The organism is Actinomyces sp. ICM47, from assembly GCF_905369875.1.
Taxonomy (GTDB): domain Bacteria; phylum Actinomycetota; class Actinomycetes; order Actinomycetales; family Actinomycetaceae; genus Pauljensenia.
Genome location: NZ_CAJPJE010000007.1, coordinates 1 through 22,920, shown reverse-complemented (window position 1 = coordinate 22,920; position 22,920 = coordinate 1). Strand labels below are relative to the sequence as shown.

Annotated in this window: 18 protein-coding genes and 1 pseudogene; 8 read left to right on the top strand and 11 right to left on the bottom strand. The window is 66.5% G+C overall.

Features of this window, described 5'->3' with window-relative positions:
• Positions 1-17: 17 nt before the first annotated feature.
• From QZ149_RS02635 to QZ149_RS02615, 5 genes are all read right to left on the bottom strand, one after another.
• On the bottom strand, positions 18-2,486 hold the full coding sequence (locus QZ149_RS02635) for an ATP-dependent Clp protease ATP-binding subunit (RefSeq protein WP_009647610.1): 2,469 nt from the start codon (positions 2,484-2,486) through the stop codon (positions 18-20).
• A 787-nt stretch (positions 2,487-3,273) separates the two neighbouring features.
• Positions 3,274-3,846, bottom strand: coding sequence for a D-aminoacyl-tRNA deacylase (dtd, locus tag QZ149_RS02630; protein ID WP_291449625.1), 573 nt, complete (start codon positions 3,844-3,846; stop codon positions 3,274-3,276).
• Positions 3,846-5,015, bottom strand: coding sequence for a folate-binding protein (locus QZ149_RS02625; RefSeq protein WP_291449622.1), 1,170 nt, complete (start codon positions 5,013-5,015; stop codon positions 3,846-3,848). Before QZ149_RS02625 ends, dtd begins: the two co-directional genes overlap by 1 nt.
• The gene (locus QZ149_RS02620) at positions 5,008-5,679 is read right to left on the bottom strand and encodes a heme-binding beta-barrel domain-containing protein (RefSeq protein WP_291449619.1); all 672 of its coding nucleotides are present in this window, start codon (positions 5,677-5,679) and stop codon (positions 5,008-5,010) included. The genes QZ149_RS02625 and QZ149_RS02620 overlap by 8 nt, the downstream gene beginning before the upstream one ends.
• Positions 5,680-5,879: 200 nt before the next feature.
• Positions 5,880-6,800 carry a hypothetical protein gene (locus QZ149_RS02615; RefSeq protein WP_291449616.1) on the bottom strand — a complete coding sequence of 307 codons (921 nt, stop codon included), beginning with the start codon at positions 6,798-6,800 and terminating at the stop codon, positions 5,880-5,882.
• Between the two features lie 19 nt (positions 6,801-6,819).
• Here QZ149_RS02615 and QZ149_RS02610 point away from each other — a divergent pair, with 19 nt between their 5' ends.
• Positions 6,820-7,050: a hypothetical protein gene (locus QZ149_RS02610; protein ID WP_291449612.1), complete on the top strand. Its 231-nt coding sequence runs from the start codon at positions 6,820-6,822 to the stop codon at positions 7,048-7,050.
• Between the two features lie 405 nt (positions 7,051-7,455).
• Here QZ149_RS02610 and QZ149_RS02605 read toward each other — a convergent pair whose 3' ends face one another.
• Together QZ149_RS02605 and QZ149_RS02600 are read right to left on the bottom strand one after the other, a co-directional pair.
• Positions 7,456-8,736: an adenylosuccinate synthase gene (locus tag QZ149_RS02605; protein WP_291449609.1), complete on the bottom strand. Its 1,281-nt coding sequence runs from the start codon at positions 8,734-8,736 to the stop codon at positions 7,456-7,458.
• Positions 8,737-8,833: 97 nt separating this feature from the next.
• Positions 8,834-9,328: a DUF456 domain-containing protein gene (locus QZ149_RS02600; protein ID WP_291449607.1), complete on the bottom strand. Its 495-nt coding sequence runs from the start codon at positions 9,326-9,328 to the stop codon at positions 8,834-8,836.
• Positions 9,329-9,491: 163 nt separating this feature from the next.
• Here QZ149_RS02600 and QZ149_RS02595 point away from each other — a divergent pair, with 163 nt between their 5' ends.
• Together QZ149_RS02595 and QZ149_RS02590 are read left to right on the top strand one after the other, a co-directional pair.
• Complete coding sequence (locus QZ149_RS02595) at positions 9,492-10,085, top strand: hypothetical protein (RefSeq protein WP_291449605.1); 594 nt, start codon at positions 9,492-9,494, stop codon at positions 10,083-10,085.
• Positions 10,086-10,093: 8 nt separating this feature from the next.
• Positions 10,094-10,705, top strand: coding sequence for a hypothetical protein (locus QZ149_RS02590; RefSeq protein ID WP_291449603.1), 612 nt, complete (start codon positions 10,094-10,096; stop codon positions 10,703-10,705).
• A gap of 112 nt (positions 10,706-10,817) precedes the next feature.
• On the opposite strand, the gene rlmB is transcribed toward QZ149_RS02590, so the two are convergent.
• From rlmB to thrC, 4 genes are all read right to left on the bottom strand, one after another.
• Positions 10,818-11,795, bottom strand: coding sequence for a 23S rRNA (guanosine(2251)-2'-O)-methyltransferase RlmB (gene rlmB, locus QZ149_RS02585; protein WP_291449599.1), 978 nt, complete (start codon positions 11,793-11,795; stop codon positions 10,818-10,820).
• 217 nt (positions 11,796-12,012) lie between these two features.
• On the bottom strand, positions 12,013-12,561 hold the full coding sequence (locus tag QZ149_RS02580; protein WP_291449596.1) for a DUF1697 domain-containing protein: 549 nt from the start codon (positions 12,559-12,561) through the stop codon (positions 12,013-12,015).
• 892 nt (positions 12,562-13,453) lie between these two features.
• Positions 13,454-14,911: a cysteine--tRNA ligase gene (cysS, locus tag QZ149_RS02575; RefSeq protein ID WP_291449594.1), complete on the bottom strand. Its 1,458-nt coding sequence runs from the start codon at positions 14,909-14,911 to the stop codon at positions 13,454-13,456.
• A 139-nt stretch (positions 14,912-15,050) separates the two neighbouring features.
• Positions 15,051-16,508, bottom strand: coding sequence for a threonine synthase (thrC, locus tag QZ149_RS02570; RefSeq protein ID WP_291449591.1), 1,458 nt, complete (start codon positions 16,506-16,508; stop codon positions 15,051-15,053).
• A gap of 324 nt (positions 16,509-16,832) precedes the next feature.
• Between thrC and QZ149_RS02565 the strand changes: the two genes are divergently transcribed.
• The 5 genes and pseudogenes from QZ149_RS02565 to QZ149_RS02545 form a co-directional block, all read left to right on the top strand.
• Positions 16,833-17,093 (top strand): hypothetical protein, encoded by a 261-nt coding sequence (locus tag QZ149_RS02565; RefSeq protein ID WP_291449588.1) that lies wholly within the window; start codon positions 16,833-16,835, stop codon positions 17,091-17,093.
• Between the two features lie 15 nt (positions 17,094-17,108).
• On the top strand, positions 17,109-17,612 hold the full coding sequence (ispF, locus tag QZ149_RS02560) for a 2-C-methyl-D-erythritol 2,4-cyclodiphosphate synthase (RefSeq protein WP_291449586.1): 504 nt from the start codon (positions 17,109-17,111) through the stop codon (positions 17,610-17,612).
• A 69-nt stretch (positions 17,613-17,681) separates the two neighbouring features.
• A complete protein-coding gene (locus QZ149_RS02555; protein ID WP_291449584.1) occupies positions 17,682-19,592 on the top strand; it encodes a hypothetical protein in 1,911 nt (636 codons plus the stop codon).
• 88 nt (positions 19,593-19,680) lie between these two features.
• Complete coding sequence (locus QZ149_RS02550; protein WP_291449582.1) at positions 19,681-21,729, top strand: hypothetical protein; 2,049 nt, start codon at positions 19,681-19,683, stop codon at positions 21,727-21,729.
• A gap of 68 nt (positions 21,730-21,797) precedes the next feature.
• Positions 21,798-22,920 (top strand): annotated as a pseudogene (locus tag QZ149_RS02545) (hypothetical protein); the annotation flags it as partial.

Here is a 22,920-nt window from a genome sequence, read left to right as displayed (position 1 = left end):
GACAATTGGTGAGTAAATCACTCTCCGTTGAAGGTAAAAGTCCGTTCCTTACCCTCTCCAGTGACACCAACCGTGACAACCTGACCAGGTTGCAGCTCTCCGAAAAGGATCCTCTCGGACAGCGCATCCTCGATTTCGCGCTGGATCGCGCGACGCAGCGGACGCGCACCAAGCACCGGATCGAAGCCCACGTCAGCCAGCAGCTCGCGCGCCTCGTCCGTCAGTTGCAGACGCATATCCTGCGCCTCCATACGCTTGGCGAGCTTCGCGATCATCAGGTCGACAATGCGCGCAATCTCCGGCTTCGTCAACGGCGGGAACACAATTGTATCATCAACACGGTTGAGGAACTCCGGACGGAAGTGCTGCTTGAGCTCCTCCGCAACCTTCGACTTCATGCGACCGTAATCATGCGTCGAGTGATCCGCGGTCTGGAAGCCCGTCAGCACGCCCTTATTAATATCGCGGGTACCCAGGTTCGTCGTCATGATGATGACGGTGTTCTTGAAGTCCACCTTTCGGCCCTGCGAGTCCGTCAGGCGCCCCTCCTCCAGGATCTGAAGCAGCGAGTTGAAGATATCCGGGTGAGCCTTCTCAACCTCGTCGAAGAGGACGACCGAGAACGGCTTACGGCGAACCTTCTCCGTGAGCTGACCACCCTCGTCGTAACCGACGTAGCCGGGAGGAGCACCGAAGAGGCGCGACGCCGTGTGCTTCTCAGAGAACTCAGACATATCCAGCTGGATCAGGGCATCCTCGTCACCGAAGAGGAACTCGGCGAGAGCCTTCGCCAGCTCCGTCTTACCCACACCCGTCGGACCCGCAAAGATGAACGAGCCACCGGGACGGTTCGGATCTTTCAGGCCCGAGCGCGTACGACGGATCGACTGAGCGAGAGCCTTCACGGCCTCATCCTGGCCGATAACGCGCTTATGCAGCTCATCTTCCATCTTGAGCAGCTTCGCGGTCTCCGTCTGAGTAAGGCGCACGACCGGGATACCCGTCGACATGGCCAAGACCTCGGCGATTTCCTGATCCCCGACCTCGGCGATCTCGTCGGACTCGCCGCCCTTCCACGCCTCTTCCTTCGCCTTGCGCTCCTCGGACAGCTTCGACTCCTGATCGCGCAGCGACGCGGCCTTCTCGAAGTCCTGATCGTCGATGGCCGCCTCCTTGTTGCGGCGCACCTCGGCGATCTTCTCATCCAGCTCGCGCAGCTCCGGCGGCGCGGTCATGCGGCGGATGCGCAGGCGTGCCCCGGCCTCGTCGACCAGGTCGATGGCCTTATCGGGGAGGAAACGATCCGAGATGTAGCGATCTGCCAGCTCGGCGGCCGCCTGGATCGCAGCGTCCGTGATGATGACGCGGTGGTGCGCCTCGTAACGGTCGCGCAGACCCTTAAGGATCTCCACCGTCTCCTCAACGCTGGGTTCCTCGACCTTCACCGGCTGGAAGCGGCGCTCGAGAGCCGCATCCTTCTCGATGTACTTGCGGTACTCGTCGTTCGTGGTCGCACCAATCGTCTGGAGTTCGCCGCGCGCCAGCATGGGCTTGAGCATCTGGGCCGCGTCGATCGACCCCTCGGCGGCACCCGCACCCACGAGGGTGTGGATCTCGTCGATGAACAGGATGATGTCGCCGCGCGTGCGGATCTCCTTGAGGACCTTCTTCAGACGCTCCTCGAAGTCGCCGCGGTAACGCGAACCCGCGACCAGCGACCCCATGTCAAGGCTGTAGATCTGCTTATCCTTGATGGTCTCAGGCACGTCGCCGTGCACGATCGCCTGGGCGAGGCCTTCAACGACCGCGGTCTTACCGACGCCGGGTTCACCGATCAGGACCGGGTTGTTCTTCGTGCGGCGCGAGAGGACCTGCATGACGCGCTCCATCTCGACGCGACGACCGATGACGGGGTCCAGCTTGTTCTCACGCGCAGCCTGCGTCAGGTTGCGACCAAACTGCTCAAGGATCGCGGAATTCGAGCGCTCGGGTCCGCCCGAGCCACCCACGCCCGCACCCACCGACTCGCGGCCCTCGTCGTCGCCGCGCTGGTAGCCGCTCAGCATCTGGATGACGGTCTGACGCACCTGCGCCAGGTCCGCGCCCTGCTTGGTGAGCACCTGGGCGGCCACGCCCTCGCCCTCCTTCAGGAGGCCGAGCAGCAGATGCTCCGTACCAATGTAGTTGTGGCCCAGCTGCAGAGCCTCGCGCAGACTCAGCTCAAAGACGCGCTTGGCGCGCGGCGTGAAAGGAATGTGACCCTCGACCGGCTTCTCACCCTCACCGATGATCTCAATGACCGAGGCGCGCACGGCCTCGCCCTTGATCCCCATCGTCTCCAGGGCCTTCGCGGCCACGCCCTCACCCTCAGAGATCAGGCCGAGCAGCAGGTGCTCCGTGCCAATGTAGTTGTGCTTAAGACCGCGGGCCTCGTCCTGCGCGAGCACGACGACACGACGCGCACGGTCAGTAAAGCGTTCGAACATGTCTCTCCTTGTTTCAGGGGCAGCTGCCCCGCCGAACTCGGCGTACACCCGTCCCAGTTGACTAGTTACAGACTACGGAAAGCCCGAGCGCCGTGCGCGCGCTTTCGCCCTGGGCGCAGGGACGAGGCCGGGGCACATATCCGGGTCCGAGGCCGTGGCAGGTGAGGCATGCAGGGCTGCGACAGGCGAGTCCGGTCCCCACACCGGGCGAGTCATTCAGATTCAGCGGTCACATCGGGGGTTGGCGTCATGAGAAGCCTCGTGACGGTGTGTCGCCGGCGTGTCGAGCCTCGCATGATGCGATTCCCCCGCGTTACGCAGGGAAGAGCCCCGGTCACGACAGCCAACGGAGCCGGACGGGCAGGGACGGGCACGAGCGCCAGGCGACAGGGCCAGGCCGGGGCACTGGCGCGTCCACGCACACAAGTCACGCATAATTTCACCGGGTCGGTTGTCGACTAGGCTCACAAACGTTGGACTTGCAACGATCATCATTCAGAATCTGGAAGGTTGACAGGGACATGACGTGCGGGATTATTGGGAAACAGCGCCCATTGCCACACACAACAGAGGGCAGTTCAGCAGCACGCGAGGCACCACGTCCGGGACTCAACCCAATCGGGAGCATTGCACCCGATCAGGAGCATGACACCAGCTCCTCACTGGTGCAATACCCACCTAAGAGGTCTAACGCCACTTAGGCACAAGCAAAGCTGCGGACTCATCGTCGGCGCGTCACCGCACAGAGGAACAAGCACAGCCGCGGAAGGCCCTTCGCCCCCTGACGCTAGGCCTCCACGAGGACCGTGAAAGGCCCGTCGTTGACCAGCGAGACCTCCATCATCGCGCCAAACTGGCCGGTCTCGACGTGCAGGCCCTGGCCTCGCAGATCGGCCACAACCGCGTCGACCAAGGGTTCGGCTTCGTCCCCGGGGGCAGCGCGCGCCCACGAGGGGCGGCGCCCCTTGCGAGTGTCCCCATACAGGGTGAACTGCGAGATCACAAGGATCGGGGCGTGCACGTCAAGCGCGGAACGTTCGTCGTCGAGGATGCGCAACTCGGCGATCTTACGTGCAACGGTCGTGACCTGAGTGGGACCGTCGCCGCGCTGGACACCCAGGAGGACGACGAGGCCTTGGCGCGCTCCGATGGAACCCTCCCACACCGGGGTGGCCTCGCCGGTGGTTGCGCCGACGTCACCGGGGGCACCCACGCCACGCGACGAGACCTGAGCGGCAGACCCAGCCCCCGCCTCATCACCAGCAGAACCAGCAGAATCAGCAGGAAGCGCGAGGCGGCCGACGACCTCGCCGTCGACGAGAACCTCGCCCGAAGTTGCCCGCTGGATGACGGCGCGCATCAGCGCGCCCCCAGGGCCGAGCCGAGGCCGCCAAAACCCGTGGAGCCGCCGCGCTGGCCGGCCTCGCGGGAGAGGTCGGCACCCGGGCGGGTCTGCGGGGACACGGAGGACTTGCCGTGGATGGGCACGATCTCCTCCTGGGCGGCGGCGACACCGTCGATGTCGAAGACGGTCGTCACGGGCACGGCGCGCGCGATGAGCGCGAGTGCGATTGGCCCCTCGTCCGCGTGGCGCGCTGACGATGTAATGACGCCGACCTGGCGGCCACCCACCTCAATGGGTGTGCCCGGCGCGGGCAGGTCGCCGCGCGAGCCGTCCAGCTGCAGGTAGGTCAGGCGGCGCGGGGGGCGTCCCAGGTTGAGGACGCGAGCGATGGTTTCCTGCCCGCGGTAGCAGCCCTTCGCCGTGTGGACGGCGGTTCGCAGCCAGTCCACCTCGGGCGGGATCGCGCGGGCGTCGGTCTCGCGGCCCAGGCGCGGCTTCCACGCGGCGATGCGCATGGCCTCCCACGCCAGGTATCCGGCGCGGCGACGTGAGCCTGCCTCGGGGAACGCGGACAGCCACGCGGCCTCGAACTCGTCCGCGGCCTGCCGTGAAACAGCGTGAAACATCATGGGGATGCGCGCGCCGGGGTGGCGCTCGCCCCGGAAGTAGGCGGCCCCACCCTCCACCACGCCGGGCCACGGGTCCTCCCAGGTCCACAGGAGTCCGGGCAGGCCCACCACCGAATCGGCCGTGTTTGCACCCGCGCGGACCGAGGAGAACACGACGACATCGCACTCGGAAACCGCGACGCGCAGCGCGAAACGCATCGAATCAAGGAACGCCACGAAAGAATCGACGTCCGAGCGCTCCACGATCAGGTGCAGTGCCTCACCATCGTCGCTCGCGCCCGCCCAATGCTCGACGCGCCCCTCGGGTGAAAGGATCAGCAGCTCGCGGCTCTCACCGGGGACGAGGCCGGTGACGATCTGCGAGGCCAGCGACGTCAGCCACGTCAGTCGATCAGCCCCCGACACAGAAATGACCGCCAGGTCCGGGCGGCGCACTAGCGCGCGACCAGCCTCGAGGGCCCACTGCTCCCCCGACGGATCCCCAAAGTGCGGAGTCGCGCCGAAGGAGGCCACGGCCTCGTCGACGAACTCGGAATCAACCGAAGGCTCAGACAAGGAAGCCGCCCTGCGAGTCGTCGATGCCGTCGATGACCTCGCCGGATTCCGTGGAGGCCTGCTCGGTGCGGTGCAGGCGGCCCGAGATCTCGACGTCAGCTTCATCCTGGCCATCGAGTGTGCGTTCCTGCGTCCACATGAGTTCGCCGGCAACCAGGCCGAACATGCGGCCCACGTGCGTCAGACGGGGTGCGTCCACGCCGAGCGCGATCGCGTCGGAGACCATCTGCACGCGCGGGCCGACGCTCACGCCGTCCCACACGGCGCTGTGACCTTCGGTGGAGGCGGAGGTCGCCGTGAACTCGCGGGCGTTGTACTGGCCGGGCGGCGGCAGCGGCGCGTCGGAGGGGGCGACGGACACGTACAGGGTCTCTTCGCTGATCAGGTCGCCCTTCTTGATAGCAGCCAGGCCCTGCGCGGCGTCCCACGTGGGGTCGATCGGGGCGGCAGACTCACCCGCGTACACGCGGGTCACCAGGCGCATCTGCTCGCCGACGACGTCGCCGCGGATCTCCTCGATGACGGGCGAATCAGCAGGGGCCTCAGCGGAAGCTTCCTGGCCGGGGGCGGCGGGGTTTGCATGCATGCCCCAGCCCTCCCAGGTTCCAAGCATCCACGCGACGGGAGCAACGAGTGCGGGCAGGTCAGCAGGTATCACCATCATGACTCCAGCCTAACGCGTGGGGCAGGCGGGCACCGCGCGGCGCGGGGGCGCGCAGCTGGCGGCGAACAGGGACGAGGCCTGAGTCGCCTCCCCGGGCAGGTGCGGTTCAGGAAGACGCAGCGGGTAAAAACCTGGCCATCCAGCCGCTACCTCGTTAATGCAATGTCGCCAGCCACCGCCTCGTCGAGGCGATGCACGCCTCAGATGCCGCCGATGCGCGTCATCGCGTAGACGGGCAGGGCAGCGACAAGGAATTTGGCGGCACCACGACCGAGGAGGGAGGCGAGCTGGGCGGAGGCGGCGCGCTCGCCGAGGAGCGCGTCCACGACTGACACGGCGAAGCCGACGCCGGCACCGGTGATGCCACCCATGGTGAGGAATGCGGCGAAGTCGCCGAGGATCTTGGCGATAGAGGGGAAGACGACGGGCAGCAGGTCGGAGGTGTGCCCGAGCAGCCACGCGATCGAGGAAATAATGAGTCCCGCGAACAGGCCGAAAGCCGCGGAGTAGAACACCCCCGCGATCGAGGAGCGCCCACTATGCGCCGACACGGCTACGACGATGACGACCAGGGCAGCCATGGGCACGACGACCGACCAGCGCGCGTGGACCGTCAGGGACACCCACATGGACCCGGCTGTAATGATGAGGAGCGCGGTCACCGACGAGGTGAGGGCTGCGGTCAGCGACGTCGACCCCCAGTGTTCGGTCGTATGACCCACCGAGTGGTCGCGCGGTGCGGGCGCGTCAAGGATCGTCGCAGCCACCAGGAACACGAACATGATGCCGGTCAGGGGGATCGCAATGTCAAGGTTCTTCCAGTACGCGACGCCGATGGGGGTGAGCGCCCCACCGAACGCAAGCACAGCCTGCGCGAGCCACGGCATGTGCAGGCGCGCCAACGTCGGCCACGCGAACGCCAACAGGAACGAGGCGAGTGCAATGACCGGACCGACCGTCCAGCGCGAGCCGGGCAGCCACCACGCGGTGATTGTCAGCGCGGCCAGAAGGGTGACGGTGGCCGTACCAACGCTGACAGGCACTCGCCTGGTGGCCAGCGTGTCGCGGCGTACTCCGCGGCTCGAGTCGGTTCGTGTGCGCGTGGGAGAGGTCGATGTCATCACGCTTCCATGGTCCCACATGTCTGGACTCGACGAGGCCGTGGCCGCCCGCGCGGGTCTTCCTGAGGCGGCGGGCCGGGATTGTGGCGAGGTGGGTGCTCTCATGTCGTCGGAACGCCGCACCCACCCCAACGCTGTGGTGCGCGTAACCGAGAGACGCGGCCCAGGCCTCGTCGGAGAGGATCCGACTGTGGCGCATGCCCTGTGTGGGTTGATCCACGCCGCCACGGCGCGCGTTGGCATGGAGTGAGTCGTAGGGTTGAGGGGCACGCCGGACCGTTATGCCCCGGGCTCCAAACTCTGCCGCTACGAGCGGCCTTCGCGCCGACAGGCGCATTCGGTTCGGCGTGCTTTGTCGTATCTGCGCGCCGAAGCGCACGAGTGTTTCCGTCTCCTGCTGCGCAACTGTCCCCGTCTCGCGCCAGACTGCTAGATCCGTCCTTCCGTTCCTGCGAGCGTCCGACAGACACCGGGCCCGCAAATCAGCTTGTCCGCATGTCGGCCCTCTATTCCGCACGCAAACCCGCTATTCCGAGCGTGGGCAGCCCCGCCCACGTGCGGAACAGGAGGCCCACGTGCGGGTCAACAGGATCCCGCGCATAGGGTGAGGGCCGGCACCGCTGCGCGGCACCGGCCCTCACCCTGTCATCCCCTCTCACATGAGCGGGTAGCGCACAATGGTCGCCTCGCGGCCCGGACCCACGCCGATGGACTGGATGCGGCAGCGCGACAGCTCTTCCAGGCGCTTGATGTAGTCCTGGGCGGCCTGCGGCAGCTCATCGAAGGAACGGCACTGCGAGATATCCTCGCTCCAGCCGGGCAGCTCCTCGTACACGGGCACGGCGGCCTCGAAGCCAGCCTGGTCGAGAGGCATTTCCTCGGTGCGCACGCCGTCCACCTCGTAGGCCACGCACACGGGGATCGTCTCGTAGCCGGAGAGAACGTCGAGCTTGGTCAGGCAGATGTCGGTCAGGCCGTTGATGCGCGTCGCGTAGCGCATGACGACGGCGTCGAACCAGCCGGTGCGGCGCGGGCGACCCGTGGTCACGCCGAACTCGCCGCCCTTGGTGCGCAGGGCCTCGCCGACCTCGTTATCCAGCTCCGTGGGGAACGGGCCCTCACCGACGCGGGTCGTGTACGCCTTGGCGACGCCAACAACGCGGTCGATGCGGGTCGGACCGACGCCGGAGCCGGTGAGCGCGCCGCCCGCGGTCGGGTTGGAGGAGGTCACGAAGGGGTAGGTGCCGTGGTCGATGTCGAGCATCGTGGCCTGGCCACCCTCGAAGAGGACGGTGTCGCCGCGGTCCAGCGCGTCGTTGACGACGAGGGACACATCGCACAGCATCGGCTTGACGCGCTCCGCGAAGGAAAGCAGGTGGTCGGACACCTCAGCGGGGTCGAGCACCTGCAGGTCCACGGCCTCGAAAATGGTGTTCTTGGGGGCCAGGGCGGCTTCGACCTTGGCGCGCAGTTCCTCGGGGTGGAAGAGGTCCTGAATGCGCAGGCCGATACGGTTCATCTTGTCGGCGTAGGTGGGGCCGATGCCTCGGCCGGTCGTGCCGATGAGGTTGTTGCCGCGCGCACGCTCGTTCGCCTGGTCCATGAGGCGGTTGTACGGAGGGATGATGTGCGCGTTAGAGGAGATGAGCAGGCGCGAGCAGTCGACGCCGCGCGAGGTGATGTCCTCAAGTTCCTCGAAGAGCACGTCCAGATCGACGACGACGCCATTGCCGATGATGGGGGTGACACCTTCGGAGAGGATTCCGGCGGGCAGGAGATGCAGCGCGTACTTTTCCCCGTCAATGACGACGGTGTGCCCCGCGTTGTTTCCTCCGTTGAACTTGACGACGAGGTCGGTATGTTGGCCGAGCTGATCAGTGGCCTTGCCTTTGCCTTCGTCGCCCCACTGGGCGCCGAGCACGATGACGGCGGGCATGAGTATCTCCGTAAAGTTTGAGTCCGTCGCGCGGGTGTGCGCAACAGACCCATATTAGCGGAGATTGACGAGGCCGGGGTACCTCGATAGGCCCAGTTCAGTTCCCGGCGGCGGCCAGGGCGACGCCGATGCCCCACGCGGTTGCGCTGGTCAGGGCGGCTATCAGTTCGATGGCAATCGTCCAGCCGAAGGCCTTGAGGGCCTGGAGGGTGGACGCCCAGGCGGTTGTGGTGTCGCGGCTGCGCAGGTATTCGACGACGAAGGTCGTGGCGATCATACCGAGGACGAGGCCGAGGGGCAGGCCGATGAACCAGCCGACGACACCGCCGAGGGCACCCCACACGAGCGTCGATTGGGGGATACCTGCCTTGTTCATGCCGCGCGCGGGGATCACGTATTTGAGGAGCGCGCCGAGGACGAGAACGAGCGCTGAGATGGCGAAAACGATCCACGCGCTGGTCGTGCCGGTCAGCCACGCCCACACGAGGATCGCGCCGCCGACGAGGGGCGCGGAGGGCCAGACTTGAACGACGGCGCCGATGACTCCCAGGAGGATAACAACGCCGACGATAACGGTTCCGAGGACACTCATGGGGGCCATGGTAGCGGCTCGGTGTTTGGGCGGAGCGCTCGCACTGCTAGCCTGAGACCACCACACGACGGAGGGACGAGGCCGTGGCCGGGTTCACGCTCACTGCTGGGCGCGCGCTTGGGCACACTAGTTCCTCTACGACGCCGCGTTCTCAGGGAGACTGATGAGTGCTCTGTTTGCTTTCCGCCCGATGACTGTGTTCGACATATTGTGCCCGCCGCGCGAGGCTTTCGAACGCTGCATGGGCTTTTGGGCGACCGTCGGCATCCGTTCCGAGACCCCCGGGATGGGTGACCAGTTCGCGATGCGCGGCTGGACGGGCACCGAGATCGCAATCGGTCATCGTCGCGGGTCGGGTCCCGACGCGGATCTGGGCGATCTCGGCGCGATTGCCCCCGGCCTCGGAATTGCGTTGTTGGCCGTTCACCTGACGGAGCCGATGCGCAAGCCGATCGACTGGACGCGCCTCATCGTCGCCGCTCGTCCCGTCCCTGGAAGCCACCCGAGGTCCGAGCTGTGGTGTTTCCCCTGGGACGACACGATTCGGGGTCCGCGCCTGACGAAGGCTCCTCTCGACCGCGCGTTCGATAAGCTCGCTCAGACGCTCACCCGCCAGGGGGTCCTCCTGGGTCCCCCACGCCTCGTTAAAAAGAAGGAACTTCCCGGGGATTCTCCCCTCTCCGACGCCGACATCGCGACGATGCACCGCGCGGCACGCAAGGCGACCGGCACCAGCCCTCTCCATTTCCGACGCTAAGGACACCCATGAAACAGTTATTCTCCAGTGTCGGCCGCAGCCTCTCGCTCACTGCGTACCCGTTTACGGTCTTTCGCCTGGCCGTGTCCCCCGACGAGGCCGTGGCGCGCTGCGTCGCCCTGCTACACAAGAACGGCATCCGGGCCGAAACGCCCGGCATGCGCGAACAATTCGCGCGAATCGGCTGGGTAGGCACCGAGCTGGCTACCGGGAACACCGGGAAGGCTTTTCTCGTCGATGCGATTGCCTCGACCACCACGACAGGCATCATCGCCGAACTGTTCCCACGGGCAGTACCCGACCGCGTCAAGCGGGCCTTCCTTGAGAAGACACGCATCGAAGTCATCGCCCGACCGATCCCGGGCGGGATGAGACCAATGTGCGAGCTGTGGTGTCACTTCGACTACACGTCCACCAACGAGACCATGTTCGCGGAGGATTACATCGCGTCGATGTTGGAGGGGGTCGAGCAGTCCTTCCGGAACGAGGGACTCATGATGACCGCCCCCGAGCGCCTCAGATACCGCGATATGCCGCACAACGTTCCCCTAACTCTGCGGACTCTCGGAGCGATGCGCAAGGCCGCGAAAAAGATGACGCGCTCGAATCCCCGCCGCTAACCAACGGACCTGCGGGCCAACGCCACAGCGCAACCGCACGGAGGCCTCGCACACAGACTCTCGCCGCGGGCGCTGGTCAGCGCCCGCGGCGAGAGTCACGACAGGGAAAACCTCAGCCCTGCGCGCGTAGGGAAGCCACCTCGTACAGGGCGATACCCGTGGCGACGGCCGCGTTGAGAGACTCCACGGTCGACGCGATCGGAATCGACACGATCTGGTCGCAGGTCTCGCACACGAGGCGGGACAGGCCCGCGCCCTCGGCACCGGTCACGATGACGAGGGGGCCATCCGCCAGCGACAGGCCGCGCAGGGGCGCATCGCCTCCGCCGTCCAAGCCAACCACGAAATAGCCCGCCGACTTCGCCTCTTCGAGGGCGCGCACCAGGTTCGTCGCGCGAGCCACGGGCACGCGCGCAGCCGCACCGGCCGACACCTTCCACGCAGTCGTGTTCACGCCCGCGCTGCGGCGTTCGGGGATGATGACACCATCCGCGCCGAACGCGCCCGCGCTACGCAGGACCGCGCCCAAGTTGTGGGGGTCCGTCACCTGGTCGAGAGCAACCAGGAGCGGGTGGCCCAGCTGCTGCAGGGAACCCGCAATCAGCTCCGAGGCGTCGGCATACTCGTATCCACGCACCTCGATGGCGACGCCCTGGTGAACGGCACCGTCAGTCGCGACATCCAGGTCTCGGCGGGTGACCTCGTACACGGGCGCGCCCATGGCACTCGCGAGGCGCACAACCTCCTCCACGCGATCATCCTTCACGTTGTCGAGGATGAAGACGCGCTCGATCGGGACCGAGGCGCGGGCGGCCTCGGCGACCGGGTTACGACCGGCGATCAGCTCGTGACCAGGCTTGACGCGGATCGACGACTTGGCGCGAGCGCGCGCAATCGCGGCCTCCTGCGCCTCGCGGGCCTCACGCTTGACCTTGCGCTTGTAGGCCGGGTGGTAGGTGCGGTCCTCGGCCTTGGGGGTCGGCCCCTTGCCTTCGAGGCGTCGGCGCGAGTGCCCGCCGGTGCCGACCTGCGCACCCTTCTTGGTGCCCTTCTTACGGATGGCGCCGGGGCGCCCGCTGTGTGAGGCCATGGTGTCTCCTCGTTTTCTCGTGAACTGACACCAGGGTACGGCGTTCAGGCCGCATCGGGGCCACAGGGGAGCGCCCGGGGGCCAAAATCACGCTCTGACATGCATATTCCACGGTGGCCCCACTGCATCCTCGTCTCTTCCGGACCGACCCCCTGTCAGGCGCGTACCCGGACCCTGCCACGGCCTCGTCAATCGCGCACCCCGGCCGGGTTACACGTCAGTCACGCGCGAGCAACGACGCGATCTTCTCGACCGTCGAGCCGGAGCGGATCGTCACCTGCCGGTAGAAGTCCTCGCGTAGGAGACGCTTGTGGTAGGCGGTCTTCAGGAACTTCTTCTCGTCGAATTTGCCCCAAAACACGGCATGCTCGCCAAAGTACAGGGCTTCGTCACCCAGTTCCATGGCCTCGATACGCTCGCGCACGTGACCACGGTCAAGGCCCCGCGTGTAGAAGAGCGCGTCGCGGCGGGCGACCTCACCGTGCCACCAGTCGGGTAGGTTGTGTAGTTCCGCTAGGTAATCCTGCCCCGTCAAGAGGGCCAGTCGTATCGGAAAGTCGTAGCGGCGCGCCAAGACATGTTCGACGGCCTCCGCCACCTCGTCACGCGGGACATCAGCCTCAGCCTCGAAGAGGAGGTTGCCACTGTTGATGTAGGTGCGCACGTTCGCGAAGCCTTCAGCGGCGACCTGTTCGCGCAACTCGCTCATGACGACCTTGTTATTGCCGCCGACGTTGATGCCGCGCAGCAAAGCCACGTACTCCATGCGATTCCTCCCGTGTTCGCAACGCCTCGCGCCGTCGATTACCAGGGTATGGCCTCGGCTCGCATAGAGCTGCTCATCCCCACGTGGGCCCGCTAACCCGCACGCAGGCCCCTTATTCCGCACGTTAACCCGCTAATACGAGCTTGGGCAGCCCCGCCCACACTCCAGATAGCGGGTTAACGTGCGACATAGCGGGTTACCGCTCGCAATAGCGGGTTCGCATAGAGCACGCACACCCTGCCAGAACACCGCCGCGCCCAAAACGCAGACCACCTCGCCCACAACACCCCATTTTCAGCGTTTTTCACCAAAGTGGTCTGCGATTTGGGCGCCACACCGCCTCAAGTCGCGGCCTCGCCGTCGCCAATCGGGGGAATTGCACGACACGAGCCTCCGACACGCCGACGACACGCCGCCAGAAGGCGTCGTGTAGTGCAAAACCCCCACGACCGCCGGTGCGGAGGGCGCCGGAGGATCCGGAGGGTCGCGGGCCTGGCTGCGGTGCCCGTGGGCGGCAGCGGGGCCTGGCCGGGCTTCGAGGCGACGCGCCGAGCGAAGCTCGCGGCGCGGACGGCTCGCGGGCGGGCCGCCGCCCATGGGCACACAAAACAGCCCGGCCGAAACAACAGTGCGAGGGCCGCTGCACCCGTTACGGGGCGGTACACCCGATCAGAAGGGGTGTAATGCCTACGGATCGGGTGCAGCGCACCCAATCACAAGAACAAACGCGGAATCTGCGAGACAACCGCCGACACACACAAGGCCCCGGGAGCTCGCGCTCCCGGGGCCCTCAGCATTCAGCGATCACCAGCCAGCATTCAACAATCGGCGATCCGTCGTCACCAATCACCGATCAGCAGCCAACAGCCCCTCCACAATCATCAATCGACGATCAGCCGACACTCCACGTCGCGCCGTCGCGGCCATCCGCGACGGTAATGCCAGCGGTGGCCAGCCGGTCGCGTAGCTCGTCGGCGCGTCCCCAGTCCTTGGCGGTGCGGGCAGCAGCCCGCTCAGACAGCACGGACTGGATCAGCGCGTCCAGCGCCGAATGCTCGGCGGCAGCCGCACCAGAAGCACCCGCGCCGATGCCGGCCTGTCCGCGCCACTGCTCCGAAGCGGGATCGAGGCCCAGCACGTCCAGCATGGAGCGGACGAGGACCTGCTCACGGTAGAGACCGGAAACGTCACCGGCAGCAAGCGCAGCGTTACCGGCCTTGAGGTGTTCGTGCAGGACCGCGAGCGCGCCGGCAACGTTGAGGTCGTCGTCCATGGCGGCGACGAAGGCCTCGGGCAGATCGGCGGGACCCAGGGCAATCTCGGAGGTCGGAGCCTCGCCGGAGGCCTCGATGGCGCGGGCGACGAAGGTTGAGAACTTTTCCCAGGCGGCGTGCGCGGCGGGTAGGGTCTCGGGGCCCCATTCGATGGCGGAGCGGTGGTGGACGGTGGACAGGGCCCAGCGCACGGCGACTGCCGGGTAGTCCTCGGTCAGCGCCCCGATGGACAGGACGTTGCCCAGTGATTTGGACATTTTTTCGCCCTTGGTGGTGACCCACGCGTTGTGGACCCACAGGCGCGCGAAGGGCCAGCCTGCGCCGTGGGACTGGGCTTGTTCGTTCTCGTGGTGCGGGAAGCGCAGGTCGATGCCGCCGCCGTGGATGTCGAATTCGTCGCCGAGGTAGCGGCGCGACATGGCGGAGCATTCGAGGTGCCAGCCGGGTCGGCCGCGTCCCCAGGGACTGTCCCACGAGGCCGTGGCCGGCTCAGACGGCTTACTGGCCTTCCAGAGGGCGAAGTCGCGGGGGTCGCGCTTGCCGGCTTCGACGGCCTCGTCGATTTGGGCGTCGTCCTCGGTGGTGCGCATATCTGTCAGGCGTTGGCGGGTGAGCGAGCCGTAGTCGGGCTGGGAGCGGACGTCGAAGTAGACGTTGCCGCGCCCATCCGAATAGGCGTGTCCCGCGTCGATGAGGCGCTGGACGAGGTCAATTTGGTCGGGGATGTGGCCGGTGGCGCGCGGCTCGTACGTGGGGGCCTGCACGCCGAGGGTCTCGTACGCCTCGGTGAATTCGCGCTCGAAGCGATAGGCCCAGGCCCACCAGTCCCAGCCGGCCTCGGCCGACTTGTTGAGGATCTTGTCGTCGATGTCGGTGACATTGCGCACGTAGGTGACCTGGTAGCCGCTGCGGCGCAGCCAGCGGATCAGGGTGTCGAAGGAGACGGCGGCGCGCAGGTGGCCGACGTGCGGGGAGCCCTGCACGGTGGCGCCACACAGGTAGATGCCGACCTTCCCGGGGGTGACCGGGCTCAGGGGCTGGATGCGGGCGCTCTTGGAATCGTACAGGTGCAGCATGGCATCAATCCTACCTGTCAGGGAGAGGGGGCGAGGGAAAGGGGCACGTCCCGGGAGTATGTAACGAGGCCCGGGTCCCGTCGGGCGAAAGCGCGCGGCTTCGCGGGTGGGGCTCGGGCCTCATCGAGTGAGAGAAAACTCAGGCGCCGGGGCGCACGCGCTCGGCAATGAGGGCCTTGAGGTCCTCGGCGGAGTTGGCGAGCGGTGTGACGCGCTCCTCGCGGCCTTCGATGCCTTGGAAGCGCTCGGGCACGGGCGGGAGGTGGCCGGTGGCCTCGAGGATCGTGTCGGCGAACTTGACAGGCAGCGCGGTCTCCATGACGACGAGCGGCCCTTCGATCTGGGAGCGCACAGCGCGGGCGACGTGCACGCCATCGGCCGTGTGCGGGTCGAGGAGGTAGCCGCTCTCCTGTTCCGTGCGCGCGATCTCGGCGAGGCGGTCCGCGTGTGTGGAGGTGCCGGAGATGAAGCCGTAGGTGTCGCGCAGGGCGGCGAACTCGGGTGTGCCGGACAGGTCGAAGGAGCCGTCGCGGGCGAGGGCCTCGTCGAACAGGGCGCGGGTGGCATCCCCGTCGCGGCCGAGCAGGTCAAAGATGAAGCGTTCGAAGTTCGAGGCCTTGGAGATGTCCATGGACGGGCTGGAGGTGGCCAGCGTGTCTGCGGAGGAGCGAGGGCGGTAGACGCCGGTGCGGAAGAACTCGTCGAGGACGTCGTTCTCGTTCGTGGCGACGACGAGGGTGCCCAACGGCACACCCATCTGGCGGGCGATGTGGGCGGCGCACACGTTGCCGAAGTTGCCGGAGGGCACGACGACGCTGACCTTGGACGAGGCGTCGGCACCTTCCTCGGTGACGCGCAGCCAGGTGGCGACGTAGTAGCAGACCTGGGCGAGCAGGCGTGCCCAGTTGATGGAGTTGACGGCACCGACGTGCCAGGTGGCCTTGAAGTCGGCGTCCATGTTGATGGCCTTGACCAGGTCCTGACAGTCATCGAACACACCGTCGACGGCGACGTTGACGATGTTGTCATCGAGGAGGGAGAACATCTGGGCGCGCTGGAAGGCGGTCATGCGTCCGGCGGGGGTGAGCATGACGACGGAAAGTCCGGGGCGGCCGCGCAGCGCGTATTCGGCGGAGGAGCCGGTGTCGCCGGAGGTGGCACCCACGATAGTGAGCCAGTCGCCGCGGCGGGTGAGCTCATATTCGAAGAGTTCGCCGAGGAGCTGCATCGCCATGTCTTTGAAGGCGGCCGTGGGGCCGTTGGATAGGTGGGCGATGTGTAGGTCGGTGCCTTCCAGGGCGTCGACGGGCACGATCTGCGGGTCGGAGAAGGAGGGGGTGGAATAGGCACGGGCCGTGATCGCGCACAGGTCGTCGGCGGGGATGTCGTCGACGAAGAGCGAGATGATGCCAGCGGCCATCGCCGCGTAGCCTTCCTCGCGCAGGACGATCCGCAGCTCGTCCAGGTTGGAGGCCGACAGGGTCGGGTATTCCTCGGGCAGGTAGAGGCCGCCGTCGGGCGCCAGGCCCTCCAGCAGAATGTCGCTGAAGGAGCGGGTGGGCGCATCGGGGCCACGTCGAGTCGAAATATAACGCACGGACAGATCCTATCGGAGAGAAAGCCTGTGAAGCCAGATAGGTCGTATTTCGTCACGTTTTCACGAGGCCTGGGCGGGGTCGGTAGTGTGCGCGCAGCCCGCGAGCGTGTGATAGAAACAACGCGTGAGTAGCATGGATCCTCGCTGGAGCGGTCCGGGTCCTCCCGGCGCGTCGCGACAGACCCAGTCAAACATTTACGCCCCTAACCCTGACAGGTTGGTCAGAGCGGACGAGACGAGGGCGGGCAGCGGAAAGGCTGGGTTTCCTGGGATTCGACCTAGTTTCTGACCGAGGGAGATCCGCTCATCGTTGGCGACACGTTGGTGGACAAGAAGACGGGCGCGCAATCGCAGGCTGCCCCCTGCATCTTCGAGCCGACGCAGCTTCGCACCAGCGCCGACGGGAACGCGGCCTTCGTATGGAAGGACAGCGACAGCGCCACCTATTGCTGTGACATGACGAACGGGCAGGCCCACTCATCCAATCATCCGCGACAGGCATCGGCACTCGTGTGGGCGTATGACGACCTGCTCATCGGCGTCGTGGGATCGGACATCGTGGCCTTCACACCGACCTCGTCGTGAGGTTACTCTGGTGGCATGACTGATTTGCCTTTCCGCATCGGCCAAGCGGTCGACGTGCACGCCTTCGCAGCCCCTGATTCACAGCGCACCCTCATGCTCGCGTGCCTGGAGTGGCCGGGCGAGCGCCCCCTCGAGGGTCACTCGGACGCGGACGCCGCCGCGCACGCGCTGTGCGACGCGATGCTGCTGGCCACGGGCCTGGGCGAGCTGGGCACGGTCTTTGGCGTGGATCGCCCCGAGTGGGCGGGCGCGTCGGGCCGTGCGATGCTGCAGGAGGTGCGCCGCATGGCGACCGAGGCCGGCTGGGTGCTGGGCAACGCAACCGTCCAGGTCGTGGGCAACCGCCCGCGCATGGCCGCACGCCTGCCCGAGGCCGGCGCCGTCATGAGCGAGATCGCCGGCGGCACGGTGACGGTGTCGGCAACGACCTCGGATCGCCTGGGTTTCACGGGCCGAGGCGAGGGCGTGGCCGCGCTGGCGAGCGTCCTCATGGTCCGGGTCGCCCCCGCATCCAACTAGACGCGGCTCCCCACGTCGGCCCGACGCGGGTCAGGCACGCCGATGCTCCTCGCATGGTACAAACGTCCCATGAGTAACGATGATTCTCGCGTGACGCCTCCCGACGATACACAGCCGCGTTCATCGCGCGCACGCAGCGAGGAGTCCCCGAGCGGGGCCGACGCCTTCGTCCTGCCCGAGTTCGATTCCCTGCCGGACTTGGCGCCGCTGCCCGGCCTCGCTCCGCTGCCGGACTTAGCACCGCTGCCCGACCTTGACGAATTCTTGAAGGCCGACCCGCTCGCAGGATTCGACGAGGCCGTGGCCGCCCAGGCGGACACCATCAGTTCGCGCGACGATGACGCACTCCTAAGCGCCGCGCCCGCAGGCGACATCCCATCGCTACCCACAAGTCCGTCGACGCCCGCGGTCCCATCGCCGCCCGCGGTCTCGACCACACCGACGCAGAACACAGCTCCGACGTTCACCGCCGCCCCCTCCCAGGCCGACGCCGCACCCACTCACGCAGCCACGGCCTCGTCACGAACCAGTCCCGCCCAAGAACCGAACGAACGCGTCGCTCACCCTGCGGGTCGCCTGTCCTGGGGCGAGCAGAGGACCACGAATTCCGCCACCCCCATCGGTTTGGCAATCTCCGGTGCCGTCGTCGTAGTCAGCGGCATTATTTCCTTGGTCCACGCGGGCGGCAGCGATCACAAGCGTCCCACACTCCCTCCACCGGCCCTCGATACGAAACAGCAGGTCCTCCACGTGCCCGGATACCGTGGGGCCGCGACGAACACGCATTCCCTGTCGCCCGAGTGGGCCTCGGGCGTCGCCACTGCGTGGACGATCCCCACCACGAACGGGCCGGCGGGGACACCACCGCAGATATACGTCGACGGGTCGGTCCTCTACCTCGCCGCCGACGACCTGATGGAGGACCGGAGGAAATCGGCCGTCACAGTGTCAGCCTATGACCTGTCGAGTAACGAACCCACTCTCCTGTGGACGTCGACGGGTCCGACGGAGAACTCGGCGATTATGTCCTCCCACACGCCCGCGTTCCTCTCGGATGACGACCAGGTCTTTTTCCACGACGTCGTCATCGACAAGGCCACAGGCGCGCAAACCCAGGCTCCCTGGAAGAGGGATTATCCTCTCGCGGTAGCCGACGACATCGTGGTGACGTGCTCAACCACCACGACGTGCAGCGGGTGGACGCGCGAGGGCAGCGAGTGGACAAACCTGTGGACGACGACCACGGCGACACAGTCCGGATACGGGTTGCATAACCATGATCTGGGCTACGCACCTACGGGCACTGCGCTCGCCGGGAGCGGCGCACAGGCCGCCGTCCTGGTCCCCACCGCCCCCAACGAACTCCCGCAGATCCTCAACGTCCATACCGGCGAGGTGACAACCCTGAACAATCCCGACGGGAATGCCAACTATCGGAAGGTCGAGGTGGCCACCGACGGCTTCCTCGTCTACGAGCGCAGCGAACAGGTCGGGTTACTCTTCGAACCCAACGGGACCCTCCAGTCCACGTTCACAGCAGAGCCGCACCTGCCGACAGTCAGCCACGACGGGAGGCAGCCAACGACGTCGGACATCCAAACCTTCATGACAAGCACGAAGGCACAGTGGGCGGCGGGCACGATTGCGCTGACAGGCACGAACGAATGCGCCATCGAGTACAAGCTGACCGCCGACAGCGCCACACACACGATCTCCATACCCTCAGCAGCACGCCCGAATATGACACCGGGCTGCTACTTCGACCCGACCGACGCGCGTGTCAGCGTCGACGGATCGGCTCTCTACATCGACACCTTCAACTTCCAGGACATGAGCAAATATTTCATCGACACCGCCAAGGGACTGTCCTTCACGTCGAATGACCTCAACGAGGCCACACACCTCACCTGGGTCTTCGACGATATGCTGATCGGCCAGACCGACGGCGGAATTCGGGCGTTCGTGCCTGCCTCCTCCTGAGAGCGCACTGCTCACAGGGGCGAGGCCTCGGCCGACGAAAGCGAAGAACCCACGCCCGCGTTCCACACGGGTGTGATAGAAACGTCTCATGAGCAACGACGATGTCCTCGGAACCCCCGCCGACGGGACGCAGACACCCTCCGCGCGCTCGCGGGACGAGGAGTCCCCGGACAGCGGTGGCGTCTTCGCGCTGCCGGAGTTCGGGACACTGCCGGGCTTCGCGCCGCTGCCCGAACTCGCCCCGCTGCCGGATCTGGCCCCGCTGCCCGATATCGGCGACATCCTCTCCTCCCCCGCGTCGATGCCTGGCGACGAGGCCGGGGCCGGGCAGGCGGATACCGCGGGTTCTCGGGATGACGACCTGTTCCCGGGTGCCTCTCCCCTGCCCGGGATCTTGCCGCTACCTGACATCGCCCAGCTACTCGCAGACGCTCCCACCTCGTCCACCGTCGACGACACTCAACCCGTTGCGCCAGAGTCCAGGCCTCTCTCAGATACCGCTCCGACGCCCACCTCCGCTCCCCTCCCCGAAGCCGCTCGCCTGCCGGACGCGGCTCCCTCGGCTTCGGCGGCCGCCACCCAGATGGATACCGTCTCCACGGTCGCGGCCACGGCCTCGTCGCTGGCGGGACACGTGAGCGGCCGATCATCGAGCGGCCGCGCTCCCTTCCGCCTCAAGCCCGAGGAGAGTATCGGCGAGGCTGCCTCCGCCCACAAACGCCTGCCCCGCCCCCTGATCGCGCTCGGATGCGTCGTTGCGCTCGGCGTCGGACTCTCTTTCTGCAGCCAGCAAAGCGTCGAACCGACGACGACGTCGACTCCGTCGCCTACGGCCTCCTCGGCGCGGGCTTCGCACACGCCGACCGTGCAGGTGTCCGCGCAGGCACCGAATCTGCCTACTCGCGCGCCCGGCTACCGTGGGACCGCGACGAACACGCACACACTGTCGCCCGAGTGGGCCTCGGGGATCGCGACCGCGTGGACGATCTCGGTTGAGAACACATCGTCCACGTTCCTGCCACACATTTACGTCGATGGCTCAACCCTCTACGTTGCGTCCAACGCCACGATCAAGGGCGAGCCAGGGTACGCCGTCACGGTCACCGCCTACGACGTGTCGGGGGCGCAGCCCACTCAGCTGTGGTCCTCAACCGGGCACACGAAAAACAACGTGGCCTTGACCTACACGCCCACCTTTGTCTCAAGCGACGACCAGCTCTTCTTCCACGACGTCGTCATCGACAAGAAGACCGGCGAGCAAACCCAGGCCCCCTGGGGCATAGCGTTTCCCCTCGTGATGGCCGACGGCATCCTCGTGACCTGCTCGTCAACAACGACATGCAGCGGATGGACACAGGAGGGCGGCGAGTGGACGAACCTGTGGACCACGACGACGACGCAGCAAAATCCATCGGGGCTCCGTCAGCTCGACCTCGGATACTCGCCCTCAAGTAACGCTATTACCGGCAGCGGCGAGCACACCTCCGTCCTGGTTCCTATCTACAACGACCGGATTCCGCAGATCATCAATATCCACACTGGGAAGATCGCGTCCCTGAGCAACCCCGACGGGGACGGCGAGTACCGAACCGTCGAGGTCACGCCCGAAGGATACGTCGTCTACGAGAATATCGATTCCTACGGAATGCTCTTCGACAGCGACGGCACCCTCCAGTCCACGTTTAAGACCGCCCGCAACCTGCCCATAGTCAGTCACGATGAGACACCTCGCAGCGCGCCGGACGTCAAAGAGTTCCTGACGCACCAGAACGCGCCGTGGGCCGTAGCTACCCTGCGCATGACTGGCAGGCACCAGGATGAGTGCATGTTCGAGGTCACCTTCACCGCCGACGGTTCGACTCATACGTCCCCCGTCCCCGATGCGCTGACGCCCAGCTTACCGTCCACCTGCTACTTCGACCCGAAGCAAGTGCGTATCAGCGCCGACGGATCGGCTCTGTACATGGACGCCTTCGTCGGTGCCGACAAGAACAAATACGTCATCGACACCGTCAACGGCGAGGCCTACATGTCTCCGGAGCTCAACGTCTCGGAACAGCTCACCTGGGTCTACGACGACATGCTCATCGCCGTGTCCAAGGCCGGTGTCAAGGCCTTCGTGCCCGCCTCCTCCTGACGTCGGCAACGACTCGGGACGCTTTCCCTCGCGTCCCAACGCCCGGTGCCGCATGGTAGAAACGTCTCATGAGCAACGACGATTTTCGCGTGACGCCTCCCGGCGAGGCGCAGCCGCATTCGTCGCGCGCACGCAGCGAGGAGTCCCCGAGCGGGGCCGACGCCTTCGTCCTGCCCGAGTTCGATTCCCTGCCAGATTTGGCACCGCTGCCCGACCTCGCTCCGCTGCCGGACTTAGCACCGCTGCCCGACCTTGACGAAGTTTTGAAGGCCGATCCGCTCGCAGGATTCGACGAGGCCGTGGCCGCGCAGGCGGATACCGTCAGTTCGTCGGGGGCCGACACCTTCCCGAACGAGACGCCAGCCCCCAAGGCCTCGCCCACCGCGAGCAAAGCCACACCCGCGAGCGCGGCCACGGCCTCGTCCCGGGCGGTGCTCGATGATATCCCGCCACGCGGCGACAGCCCCGCCCCGGCGTCCAAGGAAACCGGGGACGCCAGCAAATCCAGCAAGCGCTCCGTGGCCGCCACGCTCGCGGCCCTTGGTGCCACGATTGGTACCGCGTTTTCCGCGGGCCACGTCGGTGGCAGTACCACCCCTCGCGTCCATACCCCACGGGTGCCGCACGGGTCGCTGCCGAGCGCGCCGCTGACGCACGCGCCGCTGCCGAGTCTACCGAGCCTGCCGTCGCTCCCATCAGCGGGATACCAGGGAAGCGCACAGGATACGCACGCCCTGTCGCCTGCGTGGGCATCGGGTGCCACGACCGCGTGGACGATCCCTGTGCCGGCTCAATCGGCCGACGCGACACCACAGTTCCACGTGGATGGGTCAACCCTGTACATTGCCTCTGATGCTGCGAACAGCAGCAAGAACGGCTCGGCCGTCACGGTGTCAGCCTACGACTTGTCGGGGAGTACACCCGCCCACCTGTGGACGTCGACGGGTCCCACACAGAGCTCAGCGATCTTGTCGTTCCACACGCCTGCGTTCGTCTCGGGCGGGGACCAGGTCTTTTTTCACGACGTCGTCATCGACAAAGCCACGGGCGCGCAGACTCCGGCTCCCTGGGGGACAGATTTTCCCCTGGCTCTGGCTGACGACGTCATGGTGACGTGCTCGACCACAACGACGTGCAGCGGATGGATGCGCGAGAGCGGCGAGTGGACGAACCTGTGGACCCAGTCCACGG

Coding starts and splice junctions, on each gene's coding strand:
- QZ149_RS02635 (WP_009647610.1), bottom strand. CDS start 2,486: ATGTTCGAACGCTTTACTGACCGTGCGCGTCGTGTCGTCGTGCTCGCG.
- dtd (WP_291449625.1), bottom strand. CDS start 3,846: ATGCGCGCCGTCATCCAGCGGGCAACTTCGGGCGAGGTTCTCGTCGAC.
- QZ149_RS02620 (WP_291449619.1), bottom strand. CDS start 5,679: ATGATGGTGATACCTGCTGACCTGCCCGCACTCGTTGCTCCCGTCGCG.
- QZ149_RS02615 (WP_291449616.1), bottom strand. CDS start 6,800: ATGACATCGACCTCTCCCACGCGCACACGAACCGACTCGAGCCGCGGA.
- QZ149_RS02610 (WP_291449612.1), top strand. CDS start 6,820: ATGTCTGGACTCGACGAGGCCGTGGCCGCCCGCGCGGGTCTTCCTGAG.
- QZ149_RS02605 (WP_291449609.1), bottom strand. CDS start 8,736: ATGCCCGCCGTCATCGTGCTCGGCGCCCAGTGGGGCGACGAAGGCAAA.
- QZ149_RS02600 (WP_291449607.1), bottom strand. CDS start 9,328: ATGAGTGTCCTCGGAACCGTTATCGTCGGCGTTGTTATCCTCCTGGGA.
- QZ149_RS02595 (WP_291449605.1), top strand. CDS start 9,492: ATGAGTGCTCTGTTTGCTTTCCGCCCGATGACTGTGTTCGACATATTG.
- QZ149_RS02590 (WP_291449603.1), top strand. CDS start 10,094: ATGAAACAGTTATTCTCCAGTGTCGGCCGCAGCCTCTCGCTCACTGCG.
- rlmB (WP_291449599.1), bottom strand. CDS start 11,795: ATGGCCTCACACAGCGGGCGCCCCGGCGCCATCCGTAAGAAGGGCACC.
- QZ149_RS02580 (WP_291449596.1), bottom strand. CDS start 12,561: ATGGAGTACGTGGCTTTGCTGCGCGGCATCAACGTCGGCGGCAATAAC.
- cysS (WP_291449594.1), bottom strand. CDS start 14,911: ATGCTGCACCTGTACGATTCCAAGAGCGCCCGCATCCAGCCCCTGAGC.
- ispF (WP_291449586.1), top strand. CDS start 17,109: ATGACTGATTTGCCTTTCCGCATCGGCCAAGCGGTCGACGTGCACGCC.
- QZ149_RS02555 (WP_291449584.1), top strand. CDS start 17,682: ATGAGTAACGATGATTCTCGCGTGACGCCTCCCGACGATACACAGCCG.
- QZ149_RS02550 (WP_291449582.1), top strand. CDS start 19,681: ATGAGCAACGACGATGTCCTCGGAACCCCCGCCGACGGGACGCAGACA.